General features: G+C 61.1%; 14 protein-coding genes. 10 read left to right on the top strand and 4 right to left on the bottom strand.

Annotation, left to right across the window (positions count from 1 at the left end; translation table 11 throughout):
• Position 1 precedes the first annotated feature (1 nt).
• Both P0D80_RS29855 and P0D80_RS29860 read right to left on the bottom strand, forming a co-directional pair.
• The gene (locus tag P0D80_RS29855; protein WP_408289132.1) at positions 2-2,422 is read right to left on the bottom strand and encodes a glycoside hydrolase family 95 protein; all 2,421 of its coding nucleotides are present in this window, start codon (positions 2,420-2,422) and stop codon (positions 2-4) included.
• Positions 2,423-3,358: 936 nt separating this feature from the next.
• Positions 3,359-4,111: a tetratricopeptide repeat protein gene (locus P0D80_RS29860; RefSeq protein ID WP_408289136.1), complete on the bottom strand. Its 753-nt coding sequence runs from the start codon at positions 4,109-4,111 to the stop codon at positions 3,359-3,361.
• Between the two features lie 145 nt (positions 4,112-4,256).
• Between P0D80_RS29860 and P0D80_RS29865 the strand changes: the two genes are divergently transcribed.
• The 4 genes from P0D80_RS29865 (at position 4,257) to P0D80_RS29880 (ending at position 8,109) form a co-directional block, all read left to right on the top strand.
• Positions 4,257-4,511, top strand: coding sequence for a hypothetical protein (locus tag P0D80_RS29865; protein WP_408289139.1), 255 nt, complete (start codon positions 4,257-4,259; stop codon positions 4,509-4,511).
• Positions 4,512-4,884: 373 nt separating this feature from the next.
• The gene (locus P0D80_RS29870; protein ID WP_408289142.1) at positions 4,885-5,664 is read left to right on the top strand and encodes an alpha/beta hydrolase; all 780 of its coding nucleotides are present in this window, start codon (positions 4,885-4,887) and stop codon (positions 5,662-5,664) included.
• Positions 5,665-6,035: 371 nt separating this feature from the next.
• Entirely contained in the window at positions 6,036-6,659 is a 624-nt protein-coding gene (locus tag P0D80_RS29875) for an FMN-dependent NADH-azoreductase (RefSeq protein WP_408289146.1), read from the top strand.
• A 409-nt stretch (positions 6,660-7,068) separates the two neighbouring features.
• A complete protein-coding gene (locus P0D80_RS29880) occupies positions 7,069-8,109 on the top strand; it encodes a LysR family transcriptional regulator (protein WP_408289150.1) in 1,041 nt (346 codons plus the stop codon).
• A 219-nt stretch (positions 8,110-8,328) separates the two neighbouring features.
• Here P0D80_RS29880 and P0D80_RS29885 read toward each other — a convergent pair whose 3' ends face one another.
• Positions 8,329-8,856, bottom strand: coding sequence for a MarR family winged helix-turn-helix transcriptional regulator (locus P0D80_RS29885; protein WP_408289153.1), 528 nt, complete (start codon positions 8,854-8,856; stop codon positions 8,329-8,331).
• 342 nt (positions 8,857-9,198) lie between these two features.
• Here P0D80_RS29885 and P0D80_RS29890 point away from each other — a divergent pair, with 342 nt between their 5' ends.
• Genes P0D80_RS29890 through P0D80_RS29915 form a run of 6 tightly spaced genes read left to right on the top strand, consistent with a single transcriptional unit; the run spans position 9,199 to position 16,143 of the window.
• Positions 9,199-10,461 (top strand): amidohydrolase/deacetylase family metallohydrolase, encoded by a 1,263-nt coding sequence (locus P0D80_RS29890; RefSeq protein WP_408289156.1) that lies wholly within the window; start codon positions 9,199-9,201, stop codon positions 10,459-10,461.
• 31 nt (positions 10,462-10,492) lie between these two features.
• Positions 10,493-12,892 (top strand): xanthine dehydrogenase family protein molybdopterin-binding subunit, encoded by a 2,400-nt coding sequence (locus P0D80_RS29895; RefSeq protein ID WP_408179635.1) that lies wholly within the window; start codon positions 10,493-10,495, stop codon positions 12,890-12,892.
• A complete protein-coding gene (locus P0D80_RS29900; RefSeq protein ID WP_408289164.1) occupies positions 12,889-13,716 on the top strand; it encodes an FAD binding domain-containing protein in 828 nt (275 codons plus the stop codon). Before P0D80_RS29895 ends, P0D80_RS29900 begins: the two co-directional genes overlap by 4 nt.
• Positions 13,713-14,231 (top strand): (2Fe-2S)-binding protein, encoded by a 519-nt coding sequence (locus P0D80_RS29905; RefSeq protein ID WP_408179632.1) that lies wholly within the window; start codon positions 13,713-13,715, stop codon positions 14,229-14,231. Before P0D80_RS29900 ends, P0D80_RS29905 begins: the two co-directional genes overlap by 4 nt.
• Positions 14,232-14,260: 29 nt before the next feature.
• On the top strand, positions 14,261-14,965 hold the full coding sequence (locus P0D80_RS29910; RefSeq protein ID WP_408289168.1) for an SRPBCC family protein: 705 nt from the start codon (positions 14,261-14,263) through the stop codon (positions 14,963-14,965).
• Positions 14,962-16,143 (top strand): oxamate carbamoyltransferase subunit AllG family protein, encoded by a 1,182-nt coding sequence (locus P0D80_RS29915; RefSeq protein WP_408289171.1) that lies wholly within the window; start codon positions 14,962-14,964, stop codon positions 16,141-16,143. The genes P0D80_RS29910 and P0D80_RS29915 overlap by 4 nt, the downstream gene beginning before the upstream one ends.
• 146 nt (positions 16,144-16,289) lie before the next feature.
• On the opposite strand, the gene P0D80_RS29920 is transcribed toward P0D80_RS29915, so the two are convergent.
• On the bottom strand, positions 16,290-16,835 hold the full coding sequence (locus P0D80_RS29920; protein WP_408289174.1) for a MarR family winged helix-turn-helix transcriptional regulator: 546 nt from the start codon (positions 16,833-16,835) through the stop codon (positions 16,290-16,292).
• Positions 16,836-16,837 lie beyond the last annotated feature (2 nt).

Consider the following 16,837-nt stretch of genomic DNA (forward strand, 5'->3'; position numbering starts at 1 on the left):
CTCAGGAAACCGGCTGCAGGTTGCCGTCGAATCGTGCCGTTCCGTTTTCCCTTACCGACGCGGCTCGCACCACGTTGCCGTATTGCAGTGTGGTTCGCGTGCCGCCGACGCTGACGAGCTTCACGGACGACAACACGCCGCGGTTCCATTTGACGTCCACCGCAAATCCGCCCTTCGCCCGCACGCCCGTGACATGCCCCGTGCTCCATTGCGACGGCAGCGCGGGGAGCAGCGTGATGCGATCCATCCTGCTTTGCAGCAGCATTTCCAGTATTGCCGCCGGACCGCCGAAGTTCGCATCGATCTGGAACGCCGATGAGTTGCTCGACAACGCATACGCGTCGAACATGTTGGCGAACGTGCCGCTCACGCCGTCATTGCCCACCGAATAGCGCAGCAGCTTTGGGATCATCGAATAGCAGTTGGCGGCGTCGTGGAAATGCGCCCAGCAGGCGATGCGCCATGCGAGCCCCCAACCGAACGAGTCGAAGCCGCGTGCAAGCAGCAGCGCCTTCACGCCGGCCACGAGCTTCGGATCGCTGTCGAGCGTGATGCGCTCGCCTTCGAACCAGCCGATCAGCGGCGACAGATGCCGATGCCCCGTCTCGCCGACGATGCTGTCGCTCATCCATTCCTGAAGCTGCCCTGTCGTGGGACTCACCTTTGGCAGATAGAGCTGCGCCTTCATGCTCCCGATCGAGCGAGCAAAATCCGCGTCCTTGCCGAGCAGCTGGCTCGCGGTCAGATAGTTCGTGAACAGATCCCACACGAGTTCCTGCGCGTAGGTGATCCCGAGCTGCTGATGCGGTCCCTGCTCCGGTGACCAGTCCTTGTCGTCAATGAGCAGACCCGTCACGGGGTCTCTGATCAAACGCGCCTGCCAGAACTCGCACGCGGACTTCATTACCGGATAGATGCGGGCGAGATACGCCTTGTCCAGCGTGTACTGGTAGTGATTCCACAGCGTGCGGCAATACCAGGCGCTCGCGGGCGGACTCCAGTCCCAGCCTATAGAGCCGTAGATGCCCGTCGAAATGGCGACCGTCCAGCCCGCGACGTTGCCGTTCGAATTGCTGTAGTTCACGTTGGCGGCATCGTTGAAGTGATTCTTCGTCGACTGAACCCACGACGGCAACTGCCCGGTGACGTAATCGGCGAACGGTTGCTGGCACTCCGGCAAACCGGCTCGATCGGCGAGCCAGTAGTTCATCTGGATGTTGATGTCGGTGTGGTAGTCGGCCATCCACGGCGGGTTGTTCGTGGTGCTCCACAAACCCTGCAGATTCGCCGGCATCGAACCGCGTGACGACGAGATCGTGAGATAGCGTCCAAACTGCACGTACATTGCTTCGAGCTCCGGGTCGGCCGCGTTGGGATTCACCTGACGCGCCAGCAACCGCTCCGGGATCGTCAGTGCCCGTTGCGCATCGCTCGACCTGCCGAGATCGAGGTCCATGCGCCCGAAAAGCGAACGATAGTCGCGCACGTGACGCTCGAGCAGTTCGCGGTAACGCAGGGACGAGGCGCCCTTCACGTCAGCGATCACTGCACCGCGCGGATTGACGCCCGTCAGATAGTTTTCGACGTAGCGCCCGTTGTAGTCGGTGCGCGCCGCGATGATGATCGTGAGCGCCGGACAACCCTGAAGAGTGATCTGTGCGTTGGCCGAGTCGAGCGAAGCGACGCCCGCATCTGGAACGACCAGCATGTAGGTCGTGTACAGCTCGCCACTGCCGCTGACCGCGCCCGAGAACGACAGCGCGTGGTTCGATTCACCGATGGTTTGCGTCCCCTGCCCGTCGACCAGCGACACCGCGCCGTTATAGGTGCCGCCGTCGGACGTGAGTCGTACGACGATCACGTTGTCGGGGAAGCTGCTGAAGATCTCGCGCCGATAGGTTTTGCCGCCAACGCGGTATTGCGTGCGTACGATCGAATTGCTGATGTCCAGCGAACGCTGGTAGTTCGTGGCGCCGGCGTGACCGGGCAGATCGATGTAGAGCTTGCCGAGCGACAGGTAGGTGCCCATCCCCGTCGTCGTGTAGGCCGGATCGACAACGTTCTTGCTGCCCGACCACAACGTGATTTCGTTCAGGTAGAGCACCTCACGTTCGCTCGCGCCGCCGGCCATTGCACCGAGTCGTCCGTTCCCGACCGGCAGGCCTTGAAACTGGATGCTGGACTCCACAGCAGGCGAGTCGTATCGGAACAGCAGTGCCTGATCGGTGGGAACGCGCGCCGAATCCGCCTGCGTCGAAGCGTTGGCTGAATCGAAAGTATCGGATGGAACTGAAGAGGGATCGCCGGTCGCACCGGGCGAGGAAAGAGTTGCAGCGCCGGCACGTGCTGCAACCGGGAGGATGACAGCAGCACTGCCTAACTTCAGCAGCTCGCGACGCTTTGGACTGGTGGGAATTTTCATCGTGTCTCCTGCTAGTAAATTATGCTGAATCCACCTATGAATATTTAGTTCAAATATGCACGCGTAAGGATTTGTCAGACATTAGGTTTTTCCCCTGGTACCGCGTTGCAAATGGTGGGATGAAGATGCGGGCGATTTGATGTTGCTGTGGGATGTCTGCGGATCGGAATTTGGTGAAATTTAGGAAGCCGTATTTTTTATGGCATACGAGACCGCGTGCGGATAAAGCGGTCATTTCAGTGGGTAACGATACGTTTCTACGCAACCCAGTCCGGCTAGTTCCCGACACAAATCCTTGGTTCTCTTAAGCAAATTAACTGCTGCTCCGCCGACTTACGTTTGGACGGCTGGCAGTCCCCGACCCGTCAGAAATGGGACAGCGTTATCGGTATGACCGGTTGCCGCGCGTGTAGATCACGCATTGATATGCGAGCACGCAAAGTAGCCCCAAGCTCGCGAACAAACGAACGCGGCCGGCCACTTGCCCATGCCGACAATTCCGCTCTGTTCCCGCGAGAGCCGTCCGTCGTGTGGGGGCAGAGGTGGGGCAAAAATCCGCCCCAGACGATAAAGGCCTTATGGACATTTCCGAGCACGGCGTCGGTGAACGCCTCGCTGGTGAACTGGCTGCCCTGACCGGTGCTGACGAATTCAGGCCGCCCGTCGTAGATTGGTGCACCAGGCATCTGACAGAAACCGTCACGGAGGATTAACAGCCAGTCTCGAGCATGAGAACTCTGGAATCAGGGAAACCTCATCGGGCTCCCATACGCGAAGCACTCGCGTCATCCATATCGCTCGCGAACAGCGGCTTACGCGCAGACCGTATGAACCGGTCGTTTCGAATCTGTCAGGTTTAATGGGGCCTTCGGCAGGCTTCGGCCCGGACTGACCCCGCAGCCAAAGGTCTGCCGCTCTCAAGCGGGCGCCCGTGGATTATCGGCTTAGGGCGGCCTGGGCCCGTTGCAGCCACTCGCTGTTATGTTCGCGGGCGTGGCGTGGCCAATGCCTGGCATCCTGCACAATCTCGGCGTAAAGTTCGCGCGCACGCTGGTGGTCAGCCTCGTCTGGCTGCACCGCTAACCAATCGGCGTAGAGGCAACGCGGTGCAGCGTCTCTTGCGCTCGCGAGCGCAATCTCGAACGCGGCGCGTGTGCCTGGCGCGCCAATCGCGTCCAAGGCCCGTGCATACAGCAAGGCAGGCTCCGGCTGCCGACGGGTGAGAGGATGGGCGGCGAACAGTTTTTCCAGTGCGTCCTGCGCGGCCGAAGCATTGCCGTTGGCAAACTGCGCACGCGCCAGCCCTTGGAGTAAAGCCGGATCGGATGAGAACGGCCCGCTGGCCGCCGCCTGGTAATGCTCCAAGGCTTCGGCGGCATTTCCTGCATCGAGCAGCGCTGCGGCCAACCGCATGCGATGCGCGACGGTCGGCGCGCGATCGAAATCAGTGCGCGCCTCGCGCACCGCTCGATTGGGATCGACAAGCTGCGAGATGACCCTCGTTGCCGCCCTAGCCCCACGCGACTGGCGCAGGGAGGGCAAGTAAATGACAAAGAGGTAGACCGCACTGCCAAGGCCAGGGAAAAGAAACAGGATCAGCAGCCAGTACATGTTCTGCTGAGTGCGCACGGCATGCACCGCAAAGAACAGGGCGATGATGACGTAAAGGCTGATTCCGAAGATGCGCATTTACGAGAAGGTCAGTTGTGGGGCGTTGCCGAGGGTACGTCAGCGAAACGGCTGAGCGCTATTGTGACAGAAACACGCTGCCATATCTGGTAGCTCAACGGCACCCTTCCCGCCACCTGGCACTTAGCCCGGCCCGCGGCAGCGGATGCCCCGCATCATCGCTCCCCGCCGTCTTTATTGGGCCGGGAGGCCTGCGATGCGCGTCGTCCAGGCTCTCTATTGGCTCAACGATGCCTTGGAAGACAACAGGGACCGGATTCGAAAGCGTCTAGGACCGGTTTTTTCCAACCCCGTTTACGGCTGTGAAATTAAGCGGGATTTGAAAGATGGCTTTTCCCGTTTGACCATCTGGATGCAAAAGTTCTTGCAGCCCATACCCGACTTTCTCCACGTCGGCTGACGAGACGATGCAGCAGCGCCACACCGGCATATAGCCGTGCAGCCGCAAACTAGCCCGCCCATGGACCCAGCCCGCAATGGCATGCTTCACACGGTCTCGCGTCAAGCGTCTATCCGCAAATCGCAACGGGATCCTTTTTCGGCGTTCTCCGACGGTCTCGCGTCGCGGCACATTTGACGCCATAAAAAAAATTGCAGCGAATGGAATGTTTGCTCCGAGCCTGTGTTTGCACCTTCGTACACCAGAATCCAGCGCCCGCTTGCAGTCGGAAGCATCGACCGGATGATTGACTGGGTATGGTTCGTCTATCGACTCGCCGCAGCGGCTGAGCGAAATCCGCGAATCTCATCCCTCACTATCTCGGAGAAGTCTCATGAAGTTGAATTCGTTTGTCCTCGCCGGTTTCGCCTGCGCCACGCTGCTGAGTGCAACGACATCATTCGCGCAGGACAGCACCGCCGCCCCGTCCGCACCGATCAAGAACGTCGTGCTGGTTCACGGACTGTTTGCAGATGGTTCAAGCTGGGGGAAAGTGATCCCGCTGCTGCAGGCAAAGGGCCTGCACGTTACGGCGGTGCAGAATCCGACGACCTCGCTCGACGCGGACGTGGACGCGGTCAAGCGCGCGCTTGCGCAGCAGCAGGGCCCTACGCTGCTGGTCGCGCACTCGTACGGCGGGATGGTGATCAGCCAAGCTGGCGATGATCCGAAGGTGGCCGGTCTTGTGTACATTGCCGCGCGTGCACCGGATGCCGGCGAGGACTATCCGGCGCTGACGAAAAAATTCCCGGCCGCGCCCGCATCGGCGGGTCTTCAGTGGTCGGACGGCTACGGCGCGCTGTCCGAGCAGGCATTTTTGAAAGACTTTGCCGGCGATCTGCCGACGGCTGAAGCAGAAAAGTATTATGCGGTTCAGCAGCCCATCGGCAAGGCGATCACGATGGCGAAGACGACCGTCGCCGCGTGGCACGATAAGCCGACCTGGTATGCGGTGTCGACTGAAGATCGGACCATCAACACCGATCTGGAGCGCTTCATGGCGAACCGGATGCACGCGCATACGATCGAGCTTAAGTCGAGCCATGTGTCGCTGCTGTCGCATCCGACTGAAGTGGCAAATCTGATCCTCGAAGCGACCGGTGAGCAGAAGTAAGGCGGTGCTCGCATCGGCGTATAGAGCGCGAGCGGTCAATTAGGCGGTGGCATATCGATCGACCGGCCGACCGTCGTCGGGGCGATGTGCGAAGTTCGCCACAAGGCCTTGAACGATCGTTCGCGTGGTGGGTAACGTCTACCCGCCCAGCGTTATTGAACTGGTGTCGTGCACTCCGTAGACTGACTTCATGTCTTCGCAAGAGCAATTGTGTCCAATCAAACGCCGTCCCATTCGCGGGGGGCGTTATTCCAGACGCAGGCCGACCGCTATGGCCCGGCATGCGTGGACCACTCGGTGCAAGACATAAAGAAACAAGGCATTCTGCACTCACCCCTATTGTTCACACTTTCGCATCAGGGTCACGCATCATGCGTCTATTAAACATCGTGTCTTCTCCTCGTGGCGCCAAGTCAGTCTCAATCTCTGTCGCTAACGCGTTTCTCGATGCGTATGGTAAGGCTACTCCTTCGATTGAGATCGACACCTTGAACGTCTGGGACGAAAACTTGCCTGACTTTGACAGTCAGGCGATTGGTGCAAAGTACAAAGGAGTATCAGAAGAGCCGATGGATAGCGCCGAATTGTCGATCTGGATTCGGATACAGTCTCTTGTGAAGCGTTTTCAACAAGCCGATCGGATAGTCGTCGGTGTCCCGATGTGGAATTTTGGATATCCCTATAAGCTGAAACAACTGATTGATCTTGTCAGTCAGAGGAACATGCTGTTCACCTTCGATGGCGAAAGATACGGCCCAATGCTGAAGATCCCGAGGGCCCTCGTCATCTATGTTCGCGGACAGAGCCACGATAGAGGTGCGGGTATCAGTAGCCCAGGGTTTAAACATCAAGCCGATTACATCGATTTCTGGCTGAAGTTCATCGGTGTGGATGAAGTTAAAAGCCTGATGGTGGAACACACTTGGGATGCTAAGGGACCGGAAACTATCGAGCAGGGGAAAGCTCGAGCGATTGCGATGGCCGCAGATTTCTAATCGTGCTAACACAGCGTACCCGCAAGCGCCTGTTTGTTTAGCGACTACAGCACCTTGAAAATGTTCTGGCGAGACGGTCGACGCTATCTACCGGATCGTCCTGTTCGCCGCCCTATTCTTCGTGTTGCTTGTGTTGCGCTTTTGGCGTCTGGCCGCCTAATCACCGGTCTCGGTCGCTTGGTAAAGCTACGCTTTTCCTGACACGGCGGTGGTCCGCTATCGACACCACCTGTCTGGTCTTGGGCCGACAGTGCTCGCCTCGGTATGGCATCGATCGTGGTCGCGACAGTTTGCCAACGAGACATTTATAGTCGGGGAGGCCGGTCGAGTTTCCGGACAAATCCGCGACCGCGGCAAGCGCAGCAGCAACGAGTAGTGTGTTGACCGTCCACTTAAATCTGAGGGTTTTATGGACACATTGCAAAAAATGCGCGCGTTCACGCGAATCGCGGTGACCGGCAGCTTCACTTCTGCTGCCAGGTCGCTCGATACGACGACCGGAGTCATGTCTCGAGCGGTATCAGAACTCGAAGCCCATCTGCGAACCCGCCTGCTGAACCGTTCGACGCGACGTCTTGCCCTCACACCGGCTGGCGAGCGATATCTGCAAAACTGTCAACAGATCCTAGCTGACCTCGACATTGCAGAAGAGGAGGCTCGCAGTGCGCACGAACGCCCTGCCGGCACTTTACGGATGTTCAGCCTGGCGAGCATTGGACAACACTATGTGCTGCCGGCGATCTCGAAATATCGTGCCCAGTACCCGGAAGTTTCGGTCGAACTGACCTTGTCGCAGAGTACGCCGGATCTGTTCGGCGGCGGCAGCGATGTTGCCGTCGTTGTAGCGCCATCTCTTTCTGACTCGGAGATGGTGTCGCACCTGCTCGGCTCGACGTGTAGCATCCTGTGCGCATCGCCGGACTATTTGCGCTCGCGCGGCACTCCGCGGCAACCGGGCGATCTGGCGCAGCATGAATGCCTGACGCTGAACACGCCTGGCTTTCCGGAGCGCGAGTGGTTACTCGAAGGACCTGACGACAGCGAATTGCTACAAGTCAGGGGCCCGCTGCAAGTGAATATCGCCGAATCGCTTGTTGTCGCAATCCGCGAAGGCATGGGCATCGGGATGCTGCCGTTGTATGCCGCAGTCGACGGTCTGCGCAACGGCACGCTAGTTCGCGTGCTACCCGATCGCACGCTGCAGAAGATGAACATTTACGCACTTTACGCTTCACGCAAGTTCACCGATGCGAAGGTACGCACGTGGGTCGATCTCCTGCGCGCCCACTTGCCAGGGGTCATCGCGCGCGACAAAGCGATGCTTGCCAGCTCGAGGGCGATGAAAGACCGAGATGGACACCAAAGCTCTTTATGCTTGCCGCAAGCGCCCACTTCGCGCGGCTACCTGCGATCAGAACAGCAACGTGAGGTCCAGCAGCTTCCACCTTAGATCGCATGAAGACAGTCTGAACGAACGGAACCACCTCTAAGGGAGTCGACGGGCACTACGCTGTGTATACATTTCGAGCTGGAATCTTCCAGGTCATGCTGCCCGTAGTGGTTCTATAACGTGCGCTCATCGCCCTTCCTCAAAACTGCGGATCCATTGACAAAGGAATCTGACCTCGACAAAGACAAGTGGCAACCGAATTTCTCACGTTGTCCACCACTAACCCTCCGGCAACCTCAACGGCACGACGGTCCGCTCATTATTGGCCTCCACGAGCCGGATCATTTGCAACATGAAGAAATCGCGCTCTACAGATGACAGATGCTCGATCGTTCTGTCGTGCGCGCGTTGCACGGCCGGCGCCATTTTTGCCACGAGACGCTTGCCCTGGGCAGAAAGCCGTACGAGCCTAAGGCGTTTGTCGTGCGCAGCCTGCTTTCGGTTGACGAGGCCGCGCGCATGCAACCTCGGAATCACTTCGGCGACGCTCGAACGTTCAAGGCTGATCTCGATAGACAGCGTGTTCTGGTCAATTTCGCCTAGCGCTTCAAGCGTGGTCAGCAAGCTGTATTGCACGGGCGTGATATTGAACTCGCTAGTCTCTTCGGCGAACAACGACCCGTGAATCTGATGCAGGCGCCTGATCAGAAAACCAGGCCGCCCAAACAATGGGGATCTTGCCTGCAGCCGCTCAAGCTCAGCACGGGTTGTTTCGAGGTCCATTTCCGGAATGATCAAGGTCGACATGGTGCGGTCTCTGGCGTGACTGGTGAACTGACGTAGACGCGCGAACCGCGCGCTCAATGGCAGCATTCTATGCGAACGACGTGCCCCATTTCAAATGCGCGGCACACCACACAATTCACCAAAAAATAGCACTGGGCAAGAATCCGGTGCACATCCGCCTCAGAGTCTTCATTTTGGTGCGAAGTCGCTCGGGAAAATCCGTGGTATGGCACACATCTGTTGGCCATATCGACGGTTTCTCATTGATGCAAAAGGCTTTTCCGAATCATTGAAGCAACGGATTCAAACCGGCACAGTATTTGCGGTACACCACGCATCTCGTCCCGGAAACGCACACAAAACATGTCCCAGCTTCTACTTCAAGGTGGCCGCGTGATCGATCCGGCCGCCGGCATCGACGCCACGCTCGACGTTCTCGTCGACGGCAAGTCGATCGCCGCGATCGGTGCCGGGCTCGTCGCCCGGGCGCCGTCAGCCGAAATCATCGATTGCCGCGGCCGGCTGGTGCTGCCCGGCCTGATCGACACACACGGCCACGTTTATCAATACGTGACCGGCCGCTTTGGCCTGAATGCCGATCAATGCGGCGTGCACTCCGGCGTGACAACCATAGTCGATCAAGGCGGAGCGAGTTGCATCACGATTCCGGGCTTTCGCAACTTCGTCGCCGAGCGCGCCGCAACCCGCGTGTTCGCCTTTATTTCGGCCTATCTCGTCGGCGGCCTCGAAGGTCATTACTATCCCGACCTGTACCGTCCCGACTGTCTCGATGCGGCAGCAACCGTCAAGTCAGCGCTCGCCAACGCTGATCTGGTCAAGGGTATCAAGGCGCATGCCGAGATCGGCGGCTTCGCGCGCTGGGGACTCGACGTGATGAAGATCGCATCGAAAATTGGCCGCGACGCTGCCTTGCCAGTCTACATTCACTTCGGACAGCTCTGGCCCAAGCCGGAACTCGGCGGCATGCCGGTCAATCCCGACTCGATTTTCAATCAGGTCGTCGAGACCCTGAAGCCCGGCGATATTCTCGCGCATCCGTTCAGCCGGCATCCGGGCGGGTTTGTCGAGGAGAACGGCCAGTTGCATCCGCTCGTTCATGAAGCGGTCGCACGCGGCCTCAAGATCGACGTCGGTCACGGCTCGCACTTCAGCTTCAAGACCGCTCGCGTCGTGCTCGACAGCGGCGTGATCCCCGACACGCTGGGCGCGGACATGCATGGATACAACACGCATGTGCCCTCGCCTGCGGGCACGCCTGACAGCCATCCCGACGAAGAGCACTCATTCCTCGGCCGCACGCAGTTCAGTCTCGTCAGTGCGATGACCAGCATGCTGGCGCTCGGTCTTCCTCTCGATCACGTCGTTGCGATGACGACCAACCATGCCGCGAAGATGATCGGCATGGACGGTGAATTGGGCACGCTCAAGGTGGGCGGCGCCGCTGACATCAGCGTGCTGGACGACCGCCGTGGCCGTTGGGTGCTCGAAGACAACGAAGGCACCCAGGTGATCACCGATCGCATGCTTGCACCGCTCTTCTGTGTACGCGATGGCGTCCGCTATGACGCCAATGCGTCCCAGTTGCCGCTCGCGCGAGCGGCGTAAATCCGACCCGGCTCTCTTCGCGAGGCAAACGATGAAACGTGCAGTCACAGTCAAGTCGCCGGACCGGCCGCAGGGCATCGGCGTATCGCTGCCGCGCAAGGAAGATGACCGTTTCCTGCATGGCCGCGGCGAATATGTCAGCAATATCCGCATGGTCGGAATGGTGGACGTCGCGTTCGTGCGCAGCCCGATCGCACATGGCCATATCGTTGGAATAGAGAAGCCGGCCGGTCTGGAAAAATCGGTCTACACGCTGATTGATCTCGACAATGTGAAACCGATCGTAGCGAATTCGGCGTTGCCGGGTTTCAAACCGTCCGAACAGCCCGTACTCGCCAGCGGCAAGGTGCGCCAGGTGGGCGAAACCATTGCGATGTGCGTCGCGGCGACGCGCGCTGCCGCGGAAGACATCGCGGCGCAGGTGTTCGTGGACTTCGAGGAATTACCCGCTGTCGTCGACATGCTCGACGCTCGCCGCGAAGGCTCCGCACTCGTGCACGAGCATTGGGGGGACAACGTCTTCCTCGAAGCCTTTGTCGATGCGAAGCCCGACGTCGACCTCGAAGCGATCCGCCGCGATGCGCCGATCAAGGTCCGCCGCAAGCTACGCACCTCGCGCCAAAGCATGGCGCCGATGGAAGGTCGCGGCGTCGTCGCACACTGGGATAGACGCCTCTCTCAGCTGATCATCCACACGTCGGCGCAGATGCCGCACATCACTCGTACGGGCCTCGCGCATTGCCTCGGTCTCGATGAGGGCCAGGTCCGCGTGATCGCGCCCGACGTCGGCGGGGGGTTCGGCTACAAGGGCATCCTGTTGCCGGAAGAAGTCTGCTGTGGCTGGCTTGCGATGCATCTGGAGAAGCCGGTCCGCTGGATCGAGGATCGCCGCGAACAGTTGACGGCCAATGCCAACTGCCGCGAGCACGACTACGACATCACCGCGTATGCCGAACTCGACGGCCGGCTTATCGCCGTCGAGTGCGAGGCTAGCGTCGACTCAGGCGCTTACTCGTCGTATCCGTTCTCCGCCTGCCTTGAGGCCGCGCAAGTGGGCAGCATTCTGCCCGGCCCATACAAGATGGATCGCTATCGCTGCCGCACCTGGTCGGTCGCGACGAACAAGCCGCCCATCCTGCCGTACCGTGGCGTGGCTCGTACCGGCGTGTGCTACGCGATCGAATCGGTCATGGATGCAATCGCCGTGGAAGCCGGCATCGAACCCTACGAAGTGCGCCTGCGCAATCTCGTCGAACCGCACGAAATGCCGTACGACAACATCACCAACAAGCACTTCGACAGCGGCGACTATCCAGAGGCCGTACGGCGGGCCATCGCCGCCATCGATCTTCCCGCGATACGCGCGCGTCAGCGGCGCGGCGAACCCGATGGTCGCCGGATCGGTTTCGGTCTCGCGATCTTCTGCGAGCAAGGTGCACACGGCACCTCCGTCTATCACGGCTGGGGTATTCCGATGGTGCCCGGCCGCGAGCCGGCCGTCATTCGCCTCACGCCCGACGGAATTCTCGAAGTGCGGGCCGGCGTGCATTCACACGGTCAGAGCATGGAGACGACGCTTGCGCAGATCGCGCACGAGGTGCTCGGCATCGATACGGAACGCGTACGCATCGTACTTGGCGACACCGGTGTGACGCCGTATTCGACTGGCACATGGGGCTCGCGCTCGATCGTGATGGCTGGCGGCGCACTTGGGCAGGCCTCGAAGGAACTCAGACAGCGGATGATGAAAATCGGCGCATGGCTGCTGAAGGAGCCGCTCGACGCCGTGCGTTGGGAGCACGGCGCAGTTGTCGGTGCGGAAAGCCGCTGCACCATCGCCGACATTGCGCGAACGTGGTATCTCGCGCCACAACTGCTGCCGCCCGACGTCGATCCGCGCGGCCTGGAAGTGTCGACGTCGTATCAGGCGAAACGCGATACCGGCACGTTCAGCTACGCGTGCCATGCGGTCGTCGTAGCCGTCGACACACAACTCGGCAAAACCGAGATTCTCGATTACGTGATCGTCGAGGACGGCGGCGTGCTGATCAATCCGATGGTCGTCGATGGGCAGGTATTCGGCGGTGCAGCGCAGGGAATCGGCACGGCCCTTTACGAAGTCATGCCGTACAGCGAGGACGGCCAGCCGCTTGCATCTACCCTCGCCGATTACCTGCTGCCCGGCGCCACGGAAGTCCCTGCTATCCGTATCGAACACATGGAAACGCCCGCTCCGTACACCGAATTCGGGCAAAAAGGCATCGGCGAAAGTGGTGCGATCGGCTCCCCTGCCGCGATCGCGAATGCCGTCAACGATGCACTGCGGCCGCTCGGCGTTCAGGTCGACCAGTTGCCGATCTCGCCGCGTGTCATTGTCGAAGCCATGCGATCGGCAACGCCGGCTCGCGCCGCCAAGGGGATGCCAGCATGAAAGCCGCGATCTACGACTATGCAAAGCCCGTCACCGAAGATAGCGCGATCGCGCTGGTTGGCGCCAGCGACGGAATGGCGAAGTTCGTGTCCGGTGGCCAGTCGCTTGGCCCAATGATGAATCTGCGGCTCACGCAACCCGAGACGCTGGTCGATCTGCGCGGTATCGCGGCGTTGCGTGAATGCGGCAACGAAGATAACAGGACGCTGATCGGCGCATGCGTGACGCACGCGGAGATCGAAGATCGCAAGATCGACGACGGTACACAGGGATTGATGCCCTACGTGGCGCGCGGCATCGCGTATCGCGCGGTGCGCAATCGCGGCACACTCGGCGGCAGTCTCGCTCATGCCGATCCGGCTGCCGACTGGATTAACACGATGTATGCCCTCGACGCGGAATTTCTCGTCGCGGGCCCGCGTGGGACCCGCTCGTTGACGGCGGCCGGCTGGATGAGCGGCGCGTTCACGACCGCGCTGGAGGCCGACGAGATTCTCACCGGCGTGCGCTTTCGGCGCCTGTCGCCTGCCGCGCGCTGGAGCTACTACAAGTTCAATCGCAAGCCCGGCGAGTTCGCGGAAGCGATTGCAGTCTTCATCGACGATGCGCCGGCCGGCATTTGCCGCGCCGTGATCGGTGCAATCGACGGGCCGCCGCATTTGATCGAAAACGCGCGCGCGTTGCTCGACAACCCCAATGCGGCGCTGCTCGATCCGCATCTCGACGCAGCGGGTCTCGAAACCGGGAGCTACGAATACCAGGTGCATCGCGTGGCGCTCGAACGGGCTGCGGCAATCGTCCGCGAAAACAGGAAGCAGCAATGACCGATATCCTCACTCAACGGATCGAACTCCGGATCAATTGCGAGCAGGTGTCGGCGGCTGTCGAACCGCGCACGAGTCTCGCGGATTTCCTGCGCGAGCATCAGATGCTGTGCGGCACGAACCTCGGTTGCGAACAGGGCGTGTGTGGCGCGTGCACGTTGATGGTCGACGGCATGCCGACCCGCTCGTGCATCACATCGGCGGTCTCGTGCTCGGGTTCCGACGTGCAGAGCATAGAAGGCTTCGACGGCGACGACGTGATGAACGAACTGCGCACCGCCTTCACGGCAGAGCACGCGTTGCAATGCGGCTACTGCACGCCGGGAATGCTGGTGACGGCGCGCGATATCGTCACCCGCCTGCCCGACGCAGACGACGACCGCGTGCGCCTCGAACTGTCGGGCAACCTGTGCCGGTGCACCGGCTATGTCGGTATCGTGCGAGCGATCCGGCGCGTACTGGATGCGCACCGGGCGAGTCAGCGTGCACCGCTCGCCGCGACTGCCGCAACCTGATCCCCTAGTCTCAAGAGACCTGACCACGAATGGAAATTGAGCAAAACTTTACAGTGCCCTACCCGCGCGATGTCGTATGGGCCTGTTTTCGCGACACACCTGGGATCGTAGCGTGTCTGCCCGGCGCGTCGCTGACCGCGCCACCAGACGACGGCCGGCTGAAGCTCGCGATGACCGTCAAACTCGGGCCAATCGTGGCAAGCTTTGCCGGCGACGGCGAAATGAAGCTGGACGATACAGCCTGGCGTGGCAGCGTTATTGGCGGCGGCGTGGACCGCAAGAGCGCGTCGCGCGTGAAGGGGGAAGCGTCGTTCTCACTCGACGACCCGACGCCTCGCGAGACGCGCGTCGACGTGAAGGTGGACTACGCGATCGCCGGCAGCCTTGCCCAGTTCTCGCGTGGCGGCATCGTAAAGGAACTCGCCACACGGATGACCGAAGCCTTCGCTGCGAACCTCAAGGCCCGGCTGGATCTCTCGGCTTCGCAAGTCGCAGCTACGACCACCGCGCCTGTTGCCGAGCCGGAACTGGCAACCGTTTCAGCCCCCGACCCGGTGACGACGCCAGCCGCAACAGTTCCACCCGTTTTGCAGCCTACGGATGTCATACCAGCCCATACGGCTAACCCGGCTACGCAGCCGTCCGCTAATGCCCCGCTCAACCTCGGCAACATGTTCTGGAAAATCCTGTGGTCGCGTGTTTGCGGTCTGTTCGGCTTCGGAGCCCGCAGATGACATCCCCGGTCCAGGATGCCGCGCTTCAGCGCCTGCAAGCGGTTCGTCCTCAATGGCGCGCTGTGCGCTTCGCACGCAATGCCGTTGGGCTGCCCGAGTTCACGCTGCTGCATGCAGGCCCTCCGTATGAAGACCCATGCAGGCCACCCCCGCCGGTGCTGTCGTCGGCGGTGTTGTGCTGTCTGTATGAAGGCTGGGCGGCAAGCGAGCAGGATGCCGAACGCCTGATCGCCACCGGCCGCGTGAACCTTGTCAGCGCCCAATCCTATGGCGTGGTTACGCCGCTCGCAGCCGTGATTTCGGGCAGCACGGCGCTTGTCGAAGCCGGCGATCCGACTGGCGCCGCCTGGTCGCTGCTGGGCAGCGGCGCGGGGCCGCAACTGCGCTTCGGCTCACGCGACCCCGCGATTCTCGACCGCATGAAATGGCGCGACTCGGTTCTCGCGCCGGCACTCGACACAGCGCTGCGCGGCGAACCCGTCGATCTCCTCGCGCTCGCCCGGCACGGCCTCGACAACGGCGACGATCTGCACGCCCGCACGACCGCCGCAAGCGCAGCGCTCTACGACGTGTTGTCCGCACGACTCACCGATTCGTCGATCCATACGATGTTGCAGCAGACGCCGCTGTTCTTCCTCACGCTGTGGATGGCCGCGTGTCGCCTGATGACGTCGGCTGCCGCGCGAAATGCGGATCCGGCATCGACGCTCGTCGTATCGCTCGCGGGAAACGGCGTCGACGTCGGCATTCAACTGGCGGGCCGCCCGTCGCTCTGGCACACCGCCGCTGCTGCTGCGCCGGCAGGGCCGGCCATCAATCCCGCGCTCAAGGTCGCTACCGCTCCTTTGACCGGAGACAGCGGCGTAATTGACGTAGCCGGTTTCGGAGCGCAGGCGCTCGCACTCGCGCCTGAACCGGCGGGTGCCTTCGCCGCGTGGCTGCCGCCCGAATGGCAACGCGAGCAAGCCCAACTGTACGCGGGTTCCCACCCCTGCTTTACTGATCTCCACTGCGGACTCGATGCCGCGCGAGTCGCCTTACACCGCATCGCGCCGCTCGCTGCGATCGCAATGATCGGCGCCGATGGCCGTGCCGGTCTGCTAGGCCGCGGTCTCTTCGCTGTTCCGCAGAGTCTGTTTGCGTCGGCCGTTCAATCTCTCGAAACGCGATGCTCGTGAGCTGTTCCGTGACCGCCTTTGGCAACGACTTCGCGACCAGAATCGCCTCTGGGCTGTCAGTTGCAGAGCCGAGGCCCGGATCGATGGCGCCTGGCAAATCCTCACTGTCGCACGCACGATCCACGCTTCGCCAAAAGGCAGAAATGTCAGTCGTCGTCGCTTTTCTTCGCGGCGCCACCGACCGGTGTTCGGCTCAGATCGTTATTGGTCTCGACGAGCAACGTCAGAAAGGTCATGAAGCGCTTGCGATCCTCGGGCGGCAGCGCGGCGAGCGTCCGCTCGTGAGCCCGCGCGACGCCCGTCTCGAGTCGCGCCAGCAGCGCCCGTCCAATCTCCGTCAGCTCCGCCACCTTCTTGCGTTTATCCGTCTTCGACACACGCCGCTGAATGAAACGCCGCTCGACCAGCCGCCCAATCACGTCGGCGGTATTGGCGCGATCGAGACCGACGGCGCGCGATAAAGCAATCTGTTCGGACGGCCCTATCTGCTCCAGCGCAGTGAGAATGCTGTATTGCACTGGCGTAATACCCTCTGGCGCGCACTCTTCGACGAATAACGCGACATGGATCTGATGCAGCCGGCGGATCAGGAAGCCTGGGCGTGCATCCAGCGCGGTATGACGCCAGTCCCTGGACGCGCTGTCGCTCGCGCCTGCCCTGTCGGGTTTTACTTTATTCGGACTCGCCACCATGA

Source organism: Paraburkholderia sp. RL17-373-BIF-A, assembly GCF_046030175.1.
GTDB lineage: Bacteria > Pseudomonadota > Gammaproteobacteria > Burkholderiales > Burkholderiaceae > Paraburkholderia.